At 60.8% G+C, this 18,471-nt stretch carries 14 protein-coding genes and 1 pseudogene; 11 read left to right on the top strand and 4 right to left on the bottom strand.

Annotation, left to right across the window (positions count from 1 at the left end; translation table 11 throughout):
* Positions 1-149: 149 nt before the first annotated feature.
* The 3 genes from gatB to gatC are packed head-to-tail and all read right to left on the bottom strand — an operon-like array spanning position 150 to position 3,359.
* Positions 150-1,595, bottom strand: a complete 1,446-nt coding sequence (gatB, locus tag BLT55_RS16870; RefSeq protein WP_007249009.1) for an Asp-tRNA(Asn)/Glu-tRNA(Gln) amidotransferase subunit GatB — start codon at positions 1,593-1,595, stop codon at positions 150-152.
* 10 nt (positions 1,596-1,605) lie between these two features.
* Entirely contained in the window at positions 1,606-3,057 is a 1,452-nt protein-coding gene (gene gatA, locus BLT55_RS16865) for an Asp-tRNA(Asn)/Glu-tRNA(Gln) amidotransferase subunit GatA (RefSeq protein ID WP_054998676.1), read from the bottom strand.
* A gap of 14 nt (positions 3,058-3,071) precedes the next feature.
* A complete protein-coding gene (gene gatC / locus BLT55_RS16860) occupies positions 3,072-3,359 on the bottom strand; it encodes an Asp-tRNA(Asn)/Glu-tRNA(Gln) amidotransferase subunit GatC (RefSeq protein ID WP_054998675.1) in 288 nt (95 codons plus the stop codon).
* A gap of 204 nt (positions 3,360-3,563) precedes the next feature.
* Between gatC and mreB the strand changes: the two genes are divergently transcribed.
* From mreB to tldD, 8 genes are all read left to right on the top strand, one after another.
* The gene (mreB, locus tag BLT55_RS16855) at positions 3,564-4,601 is read left to right on the top strand and encodes a rod shape-determining protein MreB (protein ID WP_007249007.1); all 1,038 of its coding nucleotides are present in this window, start codon (positions 3,564-3,566) and stop codon (positions 4,599-4,601) included.
* 231 nt (positions 4,602-4,832) lie between these two features.
* Positions 4,833-5,909: a rod shape-determining protein MreC gene (gene mreC / locus BLT55_RS16850; RefSeq protein WP_054998674.1), complete on the top strand. Its 1,077-nt coding sequence runs from the start codon at positions 4,833-4,835 to the stop codon at positions 5,907-5,909.
* On the top strand, positions 5,902-6,393 hold the full coding sequence (gene mreD, locus BLT55_RS16845) for a rod shape-determining protein MreD (RefSeq protein WP_007249005.1): 492 nt from the start codon (positions 5,902-5,904) through the stop codon (positions 6,391-6,393). The genes mreC and mreD overlap by 8 nt, the downstream gene beginning before the upstream one ends.
* A 67-nt stretch (positions 6,394-6,460) precedes the next feature.
* Positions 6,461-7,063: a Maf family protein gene (locus tag BLT55_RS16840; RefSeq protein WP_054998673.1), complete on the top strand. Its 603-nt coding sequence runs from the start codon at positions 6,461-6,463 to the stop codon at positions 7,061-7,063.
* Complete coding sequence (gene rng / locus BLT55_RS16835; protein WP_003313606.1) at positions 7,060-8,517, top strand: ribonuclease G; 1,458 nt, start codon at positions 7,060-7,062, stop codon at positions 8,515-8,517. Before BLT55_RS16840 ends, rng begins: the two co-directional genes overlap by 4 nt.
* Positions 8,518-8,699: 182 nt before the next feature.
* Positions 8,700-12,515 carry a YhdP family protein gene (locus tag BLT55_RS16830; protein ID WP_054998672.1) on the top strand — a complete coding sequence of 1,272 codons (3,816 nt, stop codon included), beginning with the start codon at positions 8,700-8,702 and terminating at the stop codon, positions 12,513-12,515.
* Between the two features lie 48 nt (positions 12,516-12,563).
* Positions 12,564-13,409, top strand: coding sequence for a carbon-nitrogen hydrolase family protein (locus tag BLT55_RS16825; RefSeq protein WP_007249002.1), 846 nt, complete (start codon positions 12,564-12,566; stop codon positions 13,407-13,409).
* Positions 13,410-13,411: 2 nt separating this feature from the next.
* Complete coding sequence (gene tldD / locus BLT55_RS16820; protein ID WP_054998671.1) at positions 13,412-14,851, top strand: metalloprotease TldD; 1,440 nt, start codon at positions 13,412-13,414, stop codon at positions 14,849-14,851.
* A gap of 47 nt (positions 14,852-14,898) precedes the next feature.
* On the opposite strand, the gene yjgA is transcribed toward tldD, so the two are convergent.
* Positions 14,899-15,420 carry a ribosome biogenesis factor YjgA gene (gene yjgA, locus BLT55_RS16815; RefSeq protein ID WP_003364101.1) on the bottom strand — a complete coding sequence of 174 codons (522 nt, stop codon included), beginning with the start codon at positions 15,418-15,420 and terminating at the stop codon, positions 14,899-14,901.
* Between the two features lie 107 nt (positions 15,421-15,527).
* Between yjgA and pmbA the strand changes: the two genes are divergently transcribed.
* The 3 genes and pseudogenes from pmbA to BLT55_RS16800 all read left to right on the top strand — a co-directional run bounded on the left by pmbA (position 15,528) and on the right by BLT55_RS16800 (position 18,234).
* Entirely contained in the window at positions 15,528-16,874 is a 1,347-nt protein-coding gene (pmbA, locus tag BLT55_RS16810) for a metalloprotease PmbA (protein ID WP_054998683.1), read from the top strand.
* 286 nt (positions 16,875-17,160) lie between these two features.
* Complete coding sequence (locus BLT55_RS16805; RefSeq protein ID WP_007248999.1) at positions 17,161-17,622, top strand: tetratricopeptide repeat protein; 462 nt, start codon at positions 17,161-17,163, stop codon at positions 17,620-17,622.
* Positions 17,623-18,234: pseudogene (locus tag BLT55_RS16800) on the top strand (superoxide dismutase).
* The last annotated feature ends 237 nt before the right edge of the window (positions 18,235-18,471 follow it).

Here is an 18,471-nt window from a genome sequence, read left to right as displayed (position 1 = left end):
CCGAAAGTTTATCGTTTGAACCACCGTCTTCGCGAACAAGTTCGCTCCCACGCCCTGCGGGCAGAAGCCTGCATGCCCTATTTCCCGGGTTCGTTGGACATGCATATAACGCCTAGTCCAGAGCTTGGAAGCTATTGTTAATAGGGCGATCAACCCTCCAGCTTGGCCTTCAGCAGTTCATTGACCTGCTGCGGGTTAGCTTTGCCTTTGGAGGCTTTCATGGCCTGGCCGACGAAGAAGCCGAACATCTTGCCGCGCTTGATTTCATCAGCGGCCCGATACTGTTCGACCTGTTCTGCATTGGCCGCCAGCACTTCGTCGAGCATCGATTCGATGGCACCGCTGTCGGTCACCTGCTTCAGGCCGCGTTTCTCGATGACTTCATCGGCACTGCCTTCACCATTGGCCATCGCCTCGAAGACCATTTTCGCGATCTTGCCCGAGATGGTGTTGTCAGTGATGCGCTTGAGCATGCCGCCCAGTTGCTCGGCGCTGACCGGCGATTGCTCGATCTCGACACCCTGCTTGTTCAACAGGCTGCCCAGTTCGACCATGACCCAGTTGGCCGCCAGCTTGGCATCGCCGCTGATGCTGACCACTTTTTCGAAATAGTCGGCCTGCTCGCGGCTTGAAGCCAGCACACTGGCGTCGTAGGTCGACAGGCCAAACTGGCTCTGGAAGCGTTCGCGTTTCTGCGGCGGCAGTTCCGGCAGCGTGGCGCGGGTTTCTTCGAGGAACGAATCCTCGATGATTACCGGCAACAGGTCAGGATCGGGGAAGTAACGGTAGTCGTTGGCTTCCTCCTTGCTGCGCATGGCACGGGTTTCGTTGGTGTTCGGGTCGTACAGACGCGTCTGCTGGATAACCTTGCCGCCGTCTTCGATCAGGTCGATCTGGCGCTGTATCTCGCTGTTGATCGCCTTCTCGATGAAGCGGAACGAGTTGACGTTCTTGATCTCGCAGCGGGTCCCGAACTCGACCTGACCTTTAGGGCGAATCGACACGTTGCAGTCGCAGCGCAGCGAGCCTTCGGCCATGTTGCCGTCGCAGATGCCCAGGTAACGGACAATCGCGTGGATGGCTTTGACGTAGGCCACGGCTTCCTTGGCGCTGCGCATGTCCGGCTCGGAAACGATCTCCAGCAGCGGCGTGCCGGCGCGGTTCAGGTCGATGCCGGTCATGCCCTGGAAGTCTTCGTGCAGGCTCTTGCCTGCGTCTTCTTCCAGGTGCGCGCGGGTGATGCCGATGCGCTTGACCGTGCCGTCTTCCAGGGTGATGTCCAGATGGCCTTTGCCAACAATCGGCAATTCCATCTGGCTGATCTGATAACCCTTGGGCAGGTCAGGGTAAAAGTAGTTCTTGCGGGCAAACACGTTGTGCTGACCGATTTCGGCATCCACCGCCAGGCCGAACTTGACGGCCATGCGCACGGCTTCCTTGTTCAGCACCGGCAACACGCCCGGCATGCCCAGATCGACCAGGCTGGCCTGTGTGTTGGGTTCGGAGCCGAACGTGGTGGCGCTACCGGAAAAAATCTTTGATTGGGTCGAAAGCTGGGTATGAATCTCCAGCCCGATGACGACTTCCCATTGCATGTGTTTCTCCTCAGAAGCCTTCAGGTGCGCGAGTGTGCCAGTCGGTGACTTGCTGATACTGATGCGCCACATTCAAGAGACGGCCTTCCTGAAAATACGGGGCGAGCAATTGCACGCCGACCGGCAGGCCCTCGACAAAGCCCGCTGGCATGGACAAGCCCGGCAGACCCGCCAGGTTGGCGGTGATGGTGTAGAAGTCTTCCAGGTATTCGGCAATCGGGTCGTGGGTCTTGGCGCCGATTTTCCACGCCGGGTTGGGCGTGGTCGGGCCGAGAATCACGTCGACGTCGGCGAATGCGCTCATGAAATCGTTCTTGATCAGGCGACGGATTTTCTGTGCCTGCAAGTAATAGGCGTCGTAGTAGCCTGCCGACAGCGCGTAGGCGCCGACCATGATGCGTCGCTGAACTTCCGGGCCAAAGCCCTCGGCGCGTGAGCGCTTGTACAGGTCAGTCAGGTCTTTCGGGTCTTCGCAGCGGTAGCCGAAGCGCACGCCGTCGAAGCGTGACAGGTTGGACGATGCCTCTGCCGGTGCGATGACGTAATAGGCCGGGATGGCGTGTTGCAGGTTTGGCAGGCTGACTTCCTTGACGACTGCACCGAGCTTTTCCAGCTCTTTGACGCTTTCATGCACCAGCTGCGCGATGCGCGGATCGAGGCCGGCGCTGAAATATTCTTTCGGCACGCCGATACGCAGGCCCTTGAGCGAGGTATTGAGGCTGGCGGAATAGTCCGGGACCGGCTCGTCGATGCTGGTGGAATCCTGCGGATCGAAACCGGCCATGCCTTGCAGCAGCAGGGCACAGTCTTCAGCGGTGCGCGCCATGGGACCGGCCTGATCGAGGCTGGACGCGTAGGCAATCATGCCCCAGCGCGAGACGCGGCCATAAGTCGGCTTGAGGCCAGTGAGGTTGGTCAGCGCTGCAGGTTGGCGAATCGAGCCGCCGGTGTCAGTACCGGTTGCGGCGGGCAGCAGGCGGGCAGCGACTGCCGCAGCCGAACCGCCGGAAGAGCCGCCTGGCACGCATTCGAGGTTCCACGGGTTTTTTACCGCGCCGTAATGGCTGGATTCGTTGGCCGACCCCATGGCGAATTCGTCCATGTTGGTCTTGCCCAGTGTGACGGTCCCCGCCGAGGCCAGCCGCGACACGACGGTGGCGTCGTAGGGCGCCTTGAAATTGTCGAGCATCAGCGAGCCGCAGCTGGTACGGATGCCCTGCGTGCAGAACAGGTCCTTGTGCGCCAGCGGGGCGCCGAGCAGCGGGCCGTTTTCACCGGCGGCGCGGCGTGCGTCTGCCGCCTGGGCCTGAGTGATGGCCAGGTCTTCGGTGAGGCTGATGAAGCTGTTGAGCTGCGGATCGAGCTGTGCGATGCGCGACAGCAGGACACGGGCCAGCTCTTCAGAAGAGAACTTTTTATCGGCGAGTCCGCGAGCGATCTCGGCCAGAGTCATTTGATGCATGCAGGCGCTTTCCCTTACTCGATGACTTTCGGAACCAGATACAGACCGTCCTGGACCGCAGGTGCGATGGCTTGGTAAGTATCGCGGCGATTTCGTTCGGTAACGGCGTCTTCGCGCAGGCGCTGGGTCGCTTCCAGCGGGTGAGCCAGGGGTTCGATGCCTGCGGTGTCGACCGCCTGCATCTGGTCGACCAGACCCAGAATGCTGTTCAGTGCTTCGGTAGTACGCGGGATATCGGCGTCACTAAGGCCCAGTCGAGCCAGATGAGCGATCTTTTCCACGTCGGAGCGTTCAAGCGCCATGGGGTTTCTCCAGTGGAATGCTGACGGATTTGCATTGTTGCCAATTGCGGAACACTATCGCGTTATTGCTGTCTCAAGCCGCTAACGTCGAGGGTGGTGTTCGGAAAACCGCCAATTTAGCATATTGGCTCCTTGCCCAAAATCCCTGTCGTTGTTAGAGTTTGCCGCACTTTTTTACCACGCGTTCCCTAGGGTCCCTTTCCCATGTTCAAGAAACTGCGTGGCATGTTTTCCAGTGATCTATCCATCGACCTGGGCACTGCCAACACCCTTATTTACGTGCGTGAGCGCGGTATCGTCCTGAATGAACCCTCTGTCGTTGCCATTCGTACTCACGGCAACCAGAAGAGTGTCGTAGCTGTCGGTACCGAAGCCAAGCGCATGCTGGGCCGTACTCCAGGCAACATTGCAGCCATTCGTCCCATGAAAGACGGCGTTATTGCCGATTTCAGCGTCTGCGAAAAAATGTTGCAGTACTTTATCAACAAGGTCCACGAAAACAGCTTTCTGCAGCCCAGCCCTCGCGTGCTGATCTGCGTTCCGTGCAAATCCACTCAGGTTGAGCGTCGCGCGATTCGCGAGTCGGCCTTGGGCGCAGGTGCGCGCGAAGTCTTCCTGATCGAAGAGCCAATGGCCGCAGCGATCGGTGCCGGTCTGCCGGTGGAAGAAGCTCGCGGTTCGATGGTTGTCGACATCGGCGGCGGCACCACCGAGATCGCGCTGATCTCCCTGAACGGCATTGTCTACGCTGAATCCGTGCGAGTGGGCGGCGACCGTTTCGACGAAGCGATCATCACCTACGTGCGTCGTAACTACGGCAGCCTGATCGGTGAGTCCACTGCCGAGCGCATCAAGCAGGAAATCGGCACCGCCTACCCGGGCGGCGAAGTGCGCGAAGTCGACGTTCGTGGCCGTAACCTGGCGGAAGGCGTGCCACGTGCGTTCACCCTGAACTCCAACGAAGTGCTCGAGGCGCTTCAGGAGTCGCTGGCGACCATCGTTCAGGCGGTCAAGAGCGCTCTGGAGCAATCGCCGCCGGAACTCGCTTCGGACATCGCCGAGCGTGGTCTGGTGCTGACCGGTGGTGGCGCGTTGCTGCGTGATCTGGACAAGCTGCTGGCTCAGGAAACCGGTCTGCCGGTGATCGTTGCCGAAGACCCGCTGACCTGCGTCGCGCGTGGCGGTGGCCGTGCGCTGGAAATGATGGATAAGCACACCATGGATCTGCTCTCCAGCGAGTAAATCGCCGGGGTGCCGTTCACGGAGTCTTTTGTATGCAGGTAGCGTATGTGCTACCTGTATGCGTCAGGCTGACGCCGAAACAGGCTGCCTATCTCTTTCATTTGTCTAGGCCGGTTCCATAGCGCATGAATAACAGCCCATTGAAGCTCGATCCCGTGATCGCATGCCCCGTAGGAGCGGCCTATTAAACCGCTCTTCGCAAAAGGCCCGTCGCTGGGCGTACGTCTGCTGGTGCTGGCCGTTCTGTCGGTTGCGTTGATGGTTGTCGACGCCCGCTTTACGATCCTCAAGCCCGTGCGCAGTCAGATGTCCATGGTGCTCATGCAGTCCTACTGGATTGTCGATCTGCCACAACGTTTGTATCAAGGCGTTGCCAGCCAGTTCGGCAGTCGTACAGAACTGATCGCCGAGAACGAAAAGCTCAAGACCGAAGCCTTGCTCCTGCAAGGCCGCCTGCAAAAACTGGCGGCCCTGACCGAGCAGAACGTTCGGCTGCGCGAGTTGCTGAACTCTTCGGCGCTGGTCAATGAAAAAGTCGAGGTCGCCGAGCTGATCGGCATGGACCCGAACCCCTTCACTCATCGAATCATCATTAACAAAGGCGAGCGTGACGGCGTTGTACTGGGGCAGCCGGTACTCGATGCCCGTGGCCTGATGGGTCAGGTCGTCGAACTGATGCCCTACACCTCGCGCGTCCTGTTGCTGACGGATACCACGCACAGCATTCCGGTTCAGGTGAATCGCAACGGCCTGCGTGCTATCGCCAGCGGCACCGGTAACCCGGAGCGTCTGGAACTTCGCCATGTGGCAGATACGGCGGACATCAAGGAAGGTGATCTGCTGGTCAGCTCCGGTCTAGGTCAGCGTTTCCCGGCCGGTTATCCGGTGGCGACGGTCAAGGAAGTCATCCACGATTCCGGTCAGCCATTCGCCATTGTCCGCGCTGTGCCGACGGCTGCGCTGAATCGCAGCCGTTATCTGCTGCTGGTGTTCTCCGATGGTCGCTCCCCGGAAGAGCGTGCCGCCGATGCCGCGCAGGCGCAGGAATCAATTGAAAAGGGCATCGAGCCCACCGTGATGGCCACGTTGCCGCCGCCGACACCGGCATTCCCGATGTGGCCGCAAGCGACAATCCCGATGTTTCCGGGCGCTGCGATCATCCATAAGCCCGCTGCTCAGGCGACGACGCCAGCACCTGCCGCACCTGCTGCCCCGCCGGCCAAACCGGCTCGTCCAGCGTCCCGTCCCGCCGCGTCGCAGCCGCCTGCTTCCACACCTTCTACTGCTCGGGAGCCAATCGATGGTTAGTCATGTCTCCGGGCGCAATGGCTGGGTAGTCTGGCTGACCTTTGCAATCGGCCTGTTGCTGAGCGTTTCGCCGTTGCCGCAATTCATGGAAATCTTTCGCCCCTTGTGGCTGGCCCTGCTGCTGACCTTCTGGGTGCTGGCATTGCCACACAAGTACGGCATGACCACCGCCTGGGTTCTGGGCCTGATGGAAGATGTGCTGTACGGCACGCTGCTCGGTCAGAACGCGTTGATCCTCAGCCTGATTACCTTTCTGGTGATGTCCCTGCAACAGCGCCTGCGCATGTTCCCGATGTGGCAGCAATGTCTGGTGTTGCTGGTGGTCTTCGGTCTGGCGCAGCTTGCGCAACTGTGGCTCAGTGCCCTGACCGGCAACCGTCAGCCGACTCTGGCGCTGGTGTTACCCGCGCTGGTCAGTGCGTTGCTGTGGCCTTGGGTCAGTTACGGTCTGCGTGGATTGCGCAAACGTTTGAAAATCAATTAAGCGCAAGGTGGGCGCTGCACCCTGAGAGGGCTTGCGCGTTCACCGTCACCGACACGGAGATGTCCTTATGCCCTCGCTTTATCTGGCTTCCGGCTCACCGCGCCGTCGCGAACTTCTGACTCAGATCGGCGTGCCCTTCGCCGTATTGAGCGCGCAGATCGATGAAACCCCTTTCGACCATGAAACCCCGGCCGCCTATGTCGAGCGTCTTGCGCTGGGCAAGGCTCAGGCGGGCCTGTCGTTGGTGCAGGCTGATCAGCAGGGCTGCGTGCTGGGCGCGGACACTGCTGTGGTGCTGGACGGGCGAATTCTCGGCAAGCCGGTCGATGAAGCCGATGCGCTGAGCATGTTGACGGCCTTGTCGGGGCGCGAACACGACGTCATGACGGCCGTTGCGCTTATCGATCGGCAGCGCAGCGAAACCTGTGTGGTGACGAGCCGCGTTCGCTTCCGCGAGATTAAGCTGCATGAGGCGCAGGCCTATTGGGCCAGCGGCGAGCCTGCCGACAAAGCGGGCGGCTATGCCATTCAAGGTTTGGCGGCGATTTTCGTCGAAGACCTGCAGGGCAGCTATTCTGGGGTGGTTGGTCTGCCTCTGTGTGAAACCGCAGAATTGCTCGGCCGTTTCGGCATACCCTGCTGGCAACGCCTGGAAGGTGACAAGTCATGAGTGAAGAGATTCTGATCAACATCACCCCGATGGAATCGCGGGTCGCAGTGGTCGAAAACGGTGTGCTGCAAGAGGTGCATGTCGAGCGCACCCAGCGTCGCGGCATCGTCGGCAATATCTACAAGGGCAAGGTCGTGCGGGTGCTGCCCGGCATGCAGGCGGCGTTCATCGACATCGGTCTGGACCGCGCAGCGTTCATTCACGCCTCGGAAATCTCCATGCGTGAAGGGCCTGCGGTCGAGAGCATCGCGTCGCTGGTGCATGACGGGCAAAGTCTGGTGGTTCAGGTCACCAAGGACCCGATCGGCAGCAAAGGCGCCCGACTGACCACGCAACTGTCGATCCCGTCGCGTTATCTGGTGTACATGCCGCGCACTGCGCACGTGGGCATTTCCCTGAAGATCGAGGATGAAGCCGAGCGCGAGCGGCTCAAGAAAGTGGTCAGCGATTGCGTGGCGCTGGAAGGCATCAAAGAGGCCGGGGGCTTCATTTTGCGCACCGCTGCCGAAGGCGCCGGTGCCGATGAAATTCTCATGGACATCCGCTACCTGCGCAGGCTCTGGGACCAGATCGGCGAACAGATCAAGACCGTCAGCCCGCCCACTGTCATTTACGAAGATCTCGGCCTGGCGCTGCGCACCTTGCGCGACCTGGTCAGCCCGCGCATCGAGAAGATCCGTATCGATTCACGGGAAACCTTCCAGAAAACCACCCAGTTTGTCGCCGAACTGATGCCTGAAATTGCCGACCGGCTCGAGCATTACCCTGGCGAGCGACCGATTTTCGACCTGTACGGCGTCGAAGACGAAATCCAGAAAGCCCTCGAGCGCAAAGTGCCGCTCAAGTCTGGCGGCTATCTGGTCATCGACCCGGCCGAGGCCATGAGCACCATCGATGTGAACACCGGGGCGTTCGTCGGCCACCGGAATCTGGAAGAGACCATCTTCAAGACCAATCTGGAAGCGGCGACCGCGATTGCCCGCCAGCTGCGCCTGCGTAATCTGGGCGGCATCATCATCATCGATTTCATCGACATGGAAGACGGCGAGCATCAGCGTCAGGTGCTGCGTACCCTGGAAAAACAGCTGGAACGCGATCACGCCAAGACCAACATCATTGGCATCACCGAGCTGGGGCTGGTACAGATGACGCGCAAGCGCACCCGCGAAAGCCTTGAGCAAGTGCTCTGCGAGCCTTGCCATTGCTGCGCGGGACGCGGCAAGCTGAAAACCCCCGAGACCATTTGTTACGAAATCTTCCGCGAGATTCTGCGCGAAGCCAGGGCCTATCAGGCTGTCGGCTATCGGGTGCTGGCCAATCAGCGCGTGGTCGACAGGCTGCTCGATGAAGAGTCGGGCAATGTGGCGGAACTGGAGAGCTTTATCGGACGAACCATCCGTTTTCAGGTAGAAACCATGTACTCGCAGGAACAATACGACGTGGTCCTGCTCTGAGATTGCTGGCCGCAGGGAAATGTAAACGACTGGCGCCCGACGGGTTTCTGGCAGGTATGCCGTCTATTGAGAATGATGCGTGGCGAACGAGCACAACCTGAACCTGACTGCACCTGCCGACCCGAGCCGAAAGCTGTTCGCTGAATCCGGTTTTTGCATCTCGCAGCGGAGGACATCCTGAGATGGGGCGTCTTCCTCGCATCGTTGCAACCCTGACGCGCTGGGGGCTGAGCATTTGCGCGCTGATTCTGATACTGGCGGCGCTGTATGTCAGCCTCGGCCGTCAACTGACGCCTCTGGTGGCGGAATACCGTGTCGATGTCGAAAGCCGTGCCAGCACTGCGCTGGGCATGCCACTGAGCATTGGCCGCCTGGAAGGCAGCTGGAACAGGTTCTCCCCGGTTGTGCTGGCCCATGACGTGATGGTCGGCGAGGGCTCCAGCGCCTTGCGTCTGGATCGCGTGCGGGTCGTCCCCGATCTCTGGGCAAGCCTGCTGGCGCGTGAAGTGCGTATTGATCATCTGGAAGTCGACGGCCTGCAGTTCATTCTCAAACAGGGTGAGGACGGTAGCTGGGCAGTTCAAGGCCTGCCGATACGTGACGATAGCCCGTTCAACCCCGAGCAAATATTGAATCAGATGCAAAGGGTGGCGCACCTGTCGCTGCTCGACAGCCAGGTGACGGTGCAACCGTTCGACGCCGCGCCGCTGACCCTGACGTACGTCAACGTCAGCCTGACCACGGGCAGTTACCACCAGCGTCTGGATGCGCGCGTGACCCTGCCGGACGGCCAGCCGCTGGCGCTGAACATGCGTTCCCGCGTGCAGGCCAGCCGCTGGAAAGAGGGCGAGGCGGATGTCTACGCCAGCCTGCCTCAAAGCGATTGGGGCAAATGGCTGCCCAAAAGCCTCACCCGCGAATGGACGCTGTCGACGCTGCAAGCCGGTGGCGAAGTGTGGATGAGCTGGGGCAAGGGTACCCTGCAGAGCGCAACCGCGCGCCTCAATGCACCGAAAATCAAAGGTGTCTACGCCGCCCGTAAGCCGACCACGGTAGACAATCTGGCGCTCAACGCCTGGTTCGCCCGGACTGAAACCGGTTTCCAGCTCACACTGGATTCGCTGGCGATGGACCTTGCCAGCAAACGCTGGGAAAGTCGTCTGCAACTGACGCAAACGGCCGCAACACCCGACAGCGAAGAGCTCTGGCACGTGCAGGCCGACCGCCTCGACCTGACGCCGCTCACGCCCGTGATCGACTCCCTTGCACCCTTGCCGGACAAGGCGATGGCCGTCGTCGACGGTCTCAAGGTCACGGGTGGGCTGCGCAATGTATTGCTCGATTACCGTCCGCAAGCGACCGGTGACAAGCGGCTCGGTTTTGCCGCCAATCTCGACAAGGTGGGCTTCAACGCCTATCACGGCGCGCCGGCAGCCGGAAATGTCAGCGGTGCGATCAGCGGCGATCTGGGGCAGGGCGAATTGCGGCTCGATACCGACGATTTCATGCTGCATCTGGACCCGATTTTCGCCAAACCGTGGCGCTATCAGAAAGCCAATGCCCGCCTGACCTGGAAGCTGGACGATCAAGCCTTCACCCTCATCGCGCCGTACATCAAAGTGCTAGGCGATGAAGGCAAGATCGCTGCGGATTTCCTGATCAAGATCCACCTCAGTCATGATCAGGAAGACTACATGGACCTGCGGGTCGGCATGGTCGATGGCGATGGCCGCTACACCAGCAAATACCTGCCGACTGCCCTCAGCCCCGAACTCGATCACTGGCTGCGTACTGCCGTGGTAAGTGGCGCGGTCAAGCAGGGGTTTTTCCAGTATCAAGGTTCGCTGAACAAGAATTCGCCTGACACTGCGCGGGTCATCAGCCTGTTTTTCGATGTCAGCAACGCGACGCTGGCGTTTCAGCCGGGCTGGCCGTCGCTGACCGGCGTCGATGGCAAGGTCTACGTTGAAAACAGCGGCGTGCGGGTCAAGGCCAGCAAGGGGCAACTGCTCGACACCAAAGTCAGCAACGTGCTGGTCAATATTCCCCACGTCCCGGCAGGTCAGGACAGTCACTTGCTGGTCGATGGCAGCTTTGCCGGAAGCCTGGGCGATGGCCTGAAAATTCTTCAGCAAGCGCCCATCGGTACCGGCAGCACCTTTGCCGGGTGGCAGGGCGAGGGGCCGCTGAACGGCAAACTCAAACTGGATATCCCGCTGGCCAAAGGTGTGGAGCCGAAGGTTGTGGTCGATTTCAGCACTGACAACGCGCGTCTGAGGCTGGCCGACCCGGTGCTGGAACTGACCCGGCTCAAGGGCGACTTTCGCTTCGACAGCGCCAGCGGCTTGAGCGGCAAGGGCATCAAGGCACAGGCCTTCGATAACCCGGTGACCGCGGAAATCTCGGCAGAAGGCACGCCCAGTGCCAACGTGACGCGCATTGTGGCGAACGGCCAAGTCACGGTGAAAAAACTGACTGACTGGCTGAGCGTCACCCAGCCGTTGCCGGTGTCCGGCGATCTGCCGTATCAATTGCAACTGACGCTGGACAGCAAAGACAGCCCGCTGGTGATCAATTCCACGCTCAAGGGCGTGGCAATCGACCTGCCTGCGCCGTTCGGCAAACCCGCCGACGTGGAGCGCCCGAGCGAATTCCGTATGACGTTGCAGGGCCTGGAACGTCGACTGGGCGCTGCGTACGATAACCTCGCCAACTTTGCGTTCGCCGCACCCGGTGGCAAGTTTGCAGACGGCCGTGGCGAGCTGTACCTGGGCCGTGGCGGCGCCATCGTCCCGGACGCCAAGGGCTTGCGAATTCGTGGCGAGCTGTCCGAGCTGGACATCGCGCCCTGGCAGGAGCTTGCCGGGCGTTATGCCGGCGGCGATCCGGGCGGCAGCGCCAAACAATTGCTCAACAGCGTGGACCTGCAGATCGGCAAGCTGACGGCGATGGGCACCATGCTGGATGATGTGCGTGTTCAATTGCAGCGTAACGCCGCCGCCTGGGCTCTGTCGCTGGACAGCGCGCTGGCCAAGGGCACTGCGCTGCTTCCGGACGCCAAGTCCGCGCCGATTGGCATCAACATGTTGTATGTGCGCCTGCCTGCGCCCGACCCGAAAGCCACAGTGGTCGAAAATGCGCCTGATCCGCTGGCAGACGTGGATCCGCGCAAGATTCCGGCGCTGGACATCAAGATTTCCCAGCTGTTTCAGGGGGATCAACTGTTGGGACCGTGGGCGCTGAAGATTCGCTCTACGCCGACCGGAATGCGCATGTCTGACATGAGTCTGGGGCTCAAAGGCATCCAGCTTGAAGGCGAGGGTGCCTGGGAAGGTGCGCCGGGGGCGAGCAGCAGTTGGTTCAAGGGCCATCTGGAAGGCAAGAACCTGGCGGATGTGCTTAAGGCCTGGAGTTTTGCACCGACCGTGACCAGTGAAAATTTCGAGCTGAATGTCGATGGGCGCTGGCCGGGTTCACCTGCTTGGGTCGGGCTCAAGCGCTACTCCGGCAGTCTCGATGCCACGTTGAATCGCGGCCAGTTCGTGGAAGTCGAGGGCGGTGCCCAGGCGCTGCGCGTGTTCGGTTTGCTGAATTTAAACTCCATCGGCCGTCGTCTGCGTCTGGACTTCTCGGACCTGCTCGGCAAGGGCCTCAGCTACGATCGGGTCAAAGGGCTGCTGGTGGCCAGCGACGGCGTCTATGTGACTCGCAAGCCGATCACCCTGACCGGGCCGTCCAGCAATCTTGAGCTCAATGGCACACTGGACATGGTCAGCGATCGCGTGGATGCCAAGCTGCTGGTGACCTTGCCGGTGACCAACAACTTGCCGATTGCGGCGCTGATCGTCGGCGCGCCGGCCATTGGTGGCGCCCTGTTTCTGGTCGACAAGCTGCTGGGCGACCGGGTTGCCCGTTTTGCCAGCGTGCAATACAAGGTCGAAGGACCGTGGAAAGAACCGAAGATCACGTTCGACAAACCATTTGAAAAGCCTCAGTAGCGCTGCATGGGGTACAGTGGTGGCCATGACATCAAACAGCGGGTCGCCATGTCTTTTGCCGTGATTCAAATGGTCAGCCAGAGCGACATCGAAGCCAATCTGGCCAGGGCGCGGGCCTTGCTGGAGCAGGCCGCCGAGGGCGGTGCCCGGTTGGCGGTGCTGCCTGAAAACTTCGTCGCAATAGGCCGCCGTGACGTGGCTGACATCGGCCGCGCCGAAGCGCAAGGGCATGGACCGATTCTGCCGTGGTTGAAACTGGCCGCTCGCGACCTCAAGTTATGGATAGTTGCCGGAACCCTGCCACTGCCGCCCAATGATCGGCCCGATGGCAAGGTGACGGCGTGTTCGTTGCTGATCGATGAACACGGCGAGCAGGTGGCGCGTTACGACAAGCTGCACCTGTTCGATGTGGATGTCGCGGACAATCGGGGCCGCTACCGCGAATCTGACGACTATGCTCACGGCAATCACATCGTGGTGGCTGATACCCCGGTCGGGCGTCTGGGGCTCACGGTCTGTTACGACCTGCGCTTCCCGGAACTGTATACGGCCCTGCGTGAAGCGGGGGCTGAATTGATTACCGCACCGTCAGCCTTCACGGCGGTGACAGGGGCTGCGCACTGGGACATTCTGATCCGGGCGCGGGCCATCGAAACCCAGTGTTATGTGCTGGCGGCGGCACAGGGCGGGGTCCATCCGGGGCCGCGCGAGACTTACGGGCACGCGGCCATCGTTGATCCATGGGGCCGCATACTGGCTCAGCAGGCACAGGGTGAAGCCGTGTTGCCGGGCACACGAGACAGTGAAGAACAGGCGTCCATACGGGCGCGGATGCCGGTGTCCAGTCACCGGCGCTTTTTTTCGCAGGACGCCATGCGGCCTGCTTCGGAGTGAATATGAGTGATCTGTCCTCAGTCAGCGAACACCTTCTGGCACCCGGTGGCCTGAGCCTCGACAACCTGCAATCGGTGCTCGGCGAGCTTGCCGGCCCCGGTATCGACGCGGCTGACCTGTATTTTCAGGGGATGATCTCCGAGTCCTGGTCGCTCGAAGACGGCATCGTCAAGGAAGGCAGTTTCAATCTCGACCAAGGCGTGGGCGTACGCGCTCAGTCAGGCGAGAAGACCGGTTTCGCCTACAGCAACGCGATCACCGCCGAGGCACTGCGCACCGCCGCGCAGGCCGCGCGTTCCATCTCCCGCGCTGGCCAGAATGGTCGCGTGCAGGCTTTCACCTCGCAGGACGTGGCGCAGTTGTACGCCCCGGATAACCCGCTGGAAGTGTTGAGCCGCGCCGAGAAGGTCGAGTTGCTCAAGCGCATCGACGTTGCGACGCGTGCGCTGGACTCGCGTATCCAGCAGGTTTCGGTGAGCATGGCCGGCGTCTGGGAGCGCATTCTGGTGGCCGCCGCGGATGGCAGCCTTGCCGCCGATGTGCGCCCGCTGGTGCGCTTCAATGTCAGTGTCATCGTCGAGCAGAATGGCCGTCGCGAGCGGGGCGGGCATGGCGGCGGCGGGCGTACCGACTACCGTTATTTCCTGACCGACGATCGCGCCATGGGCTATGCCCGTGAGGCCCTGCGTCAGGCGCTGGTTAACCTGGAAGCGATTCCCGCCCCGGCAGGCACCTTGCCGGTAGTACTTGGCTCTGGCTGGTCTGGCGTGCTGCTGCACGAAGCAGTGGGTCACGGCCTTGAGGGCGACTTCAACCGCAAGGGCAGTTCGGCCTACAGCGGGCGCATGGGCGAGATGGTTGCGTCGAAACTCTGCACCATCGTCGACGACGGCACCTTGGCGGGGCGTCGTGGCTCGCTGAGTGTCGATGACGAGGGCACACCGACCGAATGCACCACGCTGATCGAGAATGGCGTGCTTAAGGGCTACATGCAGGACAAGCTCAATGCGCGCCTGATGGGCGTGGCACGTACCGGCAACGGCCGTCGCGAGTCCTATGCCCACCTGCCGATGCCGCGCATGACCAACACCTACATGCTGGGCGGGCAGAGCGATCCGCAGGAAATCATCGCCTCAGTGAAGCGCGGCATCTACTGCGCCAATCTGGGCGGTGGCCAGGTGGATATCACCAGCGGCAAGTTCGTGTTTTCAACCAGTGAGGCCTATCTGATCGAAGACGGCAAGATCACCGCGCCGGTCAAAGGCGCGACCTTGATCGGTAACGGGCCGGAAGCCATGAGCAGGGTGTCGATGGTGGGTAACGATCTGTCGCTGGACAGCGGCGTCGGTACGTGCGGTAAAGATGGCCAGTCGCTGCCGGTCGGTGTGGGTCAGCCTACGCTGAAAATCGACGCGATCACCGTGGGTGGCACCGGTAGCTGAATGTGAGTCGGGGCCGGCTGCCTCTGCTGCCGGCCCCGAGGGCGAAATCAACGCAGACCGCGTTGAAGTTCGTCCAGCTCACGGATGTATTTGAAGATTTTGCGGCTGGTGGCCGGCGGTTTGTTGCGTGCAACTTCGTGTTGCGCCTGACGGATCAGCGAACGCAGCTGCTGACGGTCGGCATCGGGGTATTCGACCACGAATTTCTCGAGGTCGGCGTCATCGCCCGCAATCAGGCGATCACGCCAGCGCTCCAGATTGTGGAAACGTTCATTGTATTGGCGAGTGGAGGCATCGAGTTGGTCAAGCAACACCAGAATGGCTTCCTGGTCCTGATCGCGCATCAGCTTGCCGATGAACAGAATATGCCGCTTTCGCGCGATGTTCGCCGTGTGCTTGGGCGCTTCGGCCAGGGCCTTGCGCAAAGCGTCGGTCAGCGGCAGCTTGGCCAGCACATCGGCTTTGAGTGTTGTCAGTCGCTCGCCGAGGTCGACCAGAGCATGCAGCTCTCGTTTGACCTGGGTTTTGCTTTTCTCCCCGTCGAGGGAGTCGTCGTAAGAATCAACCATGGGGGCAGTCCGCAAAGAAACGCCGCCATGATAACCAGTCGTGGGCCGCTTGTCCGGCCCGGTCGGTATTCGGCCTGTGCTGAAAGAAGAATTTGATGGAGAAAGTCATGAGTGCAACCCAAAGCGTCGGCCCACAAGCCTTGCCCGAACTGCAGGAACAGGTCGAGCAGATCATCGCCGAAGCCCGGCGTCAGGGTGCCAGCGCCTGCGAAGTCGCGGTGTCGGTGGACCAGGGGCTGTCGACATCGGTCCGTCAGCGTGAAGTCGAAACCGTCGAGTTCAACCGCGATCAGGGTTTCGGCATCACGTTGTACGTCGGTCAGCGCAAAGGCTCGGCCAGTACGTCGGCCACGGGCGCCGATGCCATTCGTGAAACGGTTGCCGCTGCACTGGCGATTGCCGAGCACACGTCCGAGGATGAAAGCTCCGGGCTGGCCGATGCGGCGCTGATGGCTAAAGAGACCATGGATTTCGATCTCTATCATGCCTGGGACATCACGCCCGAGCAGGCCATCGAGAAAGCGTTGATCTGCGAGGCGGCAGCGTTCGCAGCCGACAGCCGGATCAAGAATGCCGATGGCACCACCCTCAATACCCATCAGGGCTGCCGTGTGTACGGCAACAGCAATGGTTTCATCGACGGCTATGCGTCGACCCGGCACAGCCTGAGTTGCGTGATGATCGCCGAAGGCGAAGGCCAGATGCAGCGCGACTACTGGTATGACGTCAACCGTAAGGGCCCGTTGCTGGCCGATGCCGAAAGCATTGGCCGCAAGGCTGCGCAGCGGGCAGCGAGCCGTCTGGGCGCGCGCCCGGTGCCGACCTGCGAAGTGCCGGTGTTGTTTGCCGCTGAACTGGCCGGCGGCTTGTTCGGCAGTTTTCTCGGCGCCATTTCCGGTGGCAACCTGTATCGCAAGTCTTCATTCCTTGAAGGAACGCTCGGCCAGCGGTTGTTCCCCGAGTGGATGACCATCGACGAGCGTCCACACCTGATGCACGCCATGGGCAGCTCCGCGTTCGACAGCGACGGCCTGGCAACTTATGCCAAGCCATTCGTCGATAAAGGCGACCTGGTTTCCTATGTGCTGAGCACCTATTCCGGCCGCAAGCTGGGCATGCCGAGCACCGCCAATGCAGGCGGTGTGCATAACCTGTTCGTCACCCATGGTTCTGAAGATCAGGACGCGCTGATCCGGCGCATGGGCCGGGGCTTGCTGGTCACCGAGCTGATGGGCAGCGGCCTGAACATGGTGACCGGTGATTATTCGCGTGGCGCCGCAGGGTTCTGGGTCGAAAACGGCGAAATTCAGTTTCCGGTTCAGGAAGTCACTATTGCCGGGAACATGCGCGACATGTTCAAACAGATCGTCGCCGTCGGCAGTGATCTCGAGCTGCGCAGCAACATCCGCACAGGTTCGGTGTTGATCGAGCGCATGATGGTGGCTGGGAGCTGATCAGCCTGGATCGTCAGCCCCGCACCTGACTGAACGCGTGCCAGTGCTTCGTTAGCGTTGGCACGCGGTTCTCGACATTTCGTGTCACATATCTACTGCGTTTAGCGCCGTGCTCAAGAGCGATCGCCAGCATTTGCAGCCTTGCATCATCCCTTCCTCAAGAATCAATCTCATCAACGCGCTTGTGTTGAGTCAAAATCTCATTTAATAATGAATATCATTTGAAGGTGTGCTGTTGCCGTCGGCATCAGTTGATCCGGCCAGCCTGCGCCTCTGGAGGTATGTCATGCAGCATTGGAAACGCACCATTGAACAGGCCAATCGCTGTTTCAGTCTCGGTGAGTGGGTCGAAGCCCGTGAGCTGTACCTTCAGGCGCTGGCCTTGGCGCAGGTGCTGTTCGAGCGGTGGCCGGACGTGGACGAAGCCGTCGCGGCGTGTGTGATCTCTCATCACAACCTGGCGGACCTGCACCTCAGCCTTGGGCAGCCGGAGGAAAGCGCCGAGTACCTGTGCGCCATTCATCAACACCTGTTGCAGACCATGCAGAGCCAGCGCCTGCCTCCCGCCCTGCGTGAAGCAGCCTTGCGCCATAGCAGCAAAACCTACGCCGAGCTGTTGAGTTTTATCAGCGAGCATGGCGAGTACCCGCGTACCCATCGATTGCTGAACAGCAGCAGCGAGCACACGCGTGCATCGCTGCAGCGCACTTCAGCGACTCAAACCGGACTTTTCTACGGAGCACATTGAATGTCTCATACCTTGCCAGCACTGCCTTACGCCTACGATGCGCTTGAGCCGCACATCGATGCGCAAACCATGGAAATCCACTACACCAAGCATCACCAGACCTACATCACCAACCTCAACGCAGCGGTCGACGGTACTGAATTCGCCGACTGGTCTGTCGAAAAGCTCGTCGCCAGCGTCAAGCAACTGCCTGAAAATCTGCGGCCGGCGGTGATCAATCAGGGGGGCGGCCACGCCAACCATTCGCTGTTCTGGGAAGTCATGGTGCCAGGCGGTGGCGGTGTGCCTGAAGGCGCGATCGCTGCTGCAATCGACGAGCAACTGGGTGGCTTTGACAGCTTCAAAGAAGCGTTCACCAAAGCTGCGCTGACGCGTTTCGGCAGTGGCTGGGCCTAGCTGAGCGTCACCCCTGACAAAAAACTCGTGGTCGAAAGCAGCGGTAACCAGGACAGCCCGTTGATGAATGGCAACACGCCAATACTGGGTCTGGACGTCTGGGAGCACGCGTACTACCTGCGCTACCAGAACCGCCGCCCCGAGTACATCAATGCGTTTTACAACGTGATCAACTGGCAGGAAGTTTCCCGACGCTATCAGGCCGCTCTGGCCTGATTCCCTCGACAACAACCAAGGGCATCCATGCGTTCAGAAATACTCACGGCCACTGGCGTACGGATGCTCCGCAAGGTTGTAGGAACCGTGCTGCTGTTGGCGGGCATGGCGTTGCTGGCAGAGCGGGGGGTGTGTTGGCTGTCTGTCTGGTGTTGGAAGTGACGCGCGATTGTTCTCGAGTGCTGCGTGCGAGTCGAAGATTCGTTGCAGGCGGAAGTTTGAAGAATTTCTCGCTGT

The sequence above is a fragment of the Pseudomonas cannabina genome, assembly GCF_900100365.1.
Classification (GTDB): Bacteria; Pseudomonadota; Gammaproteobacteria; order Pseudomonadales; family Pseudomonadaceae; genus Aquipseudomonas; species Aquipseudomonas cannabina.
The sequence above is the reverse complement of the archived record's forward strand: the minus strand, read 5'-3'. Positions and strand labels throughout refer to the sequence as shown.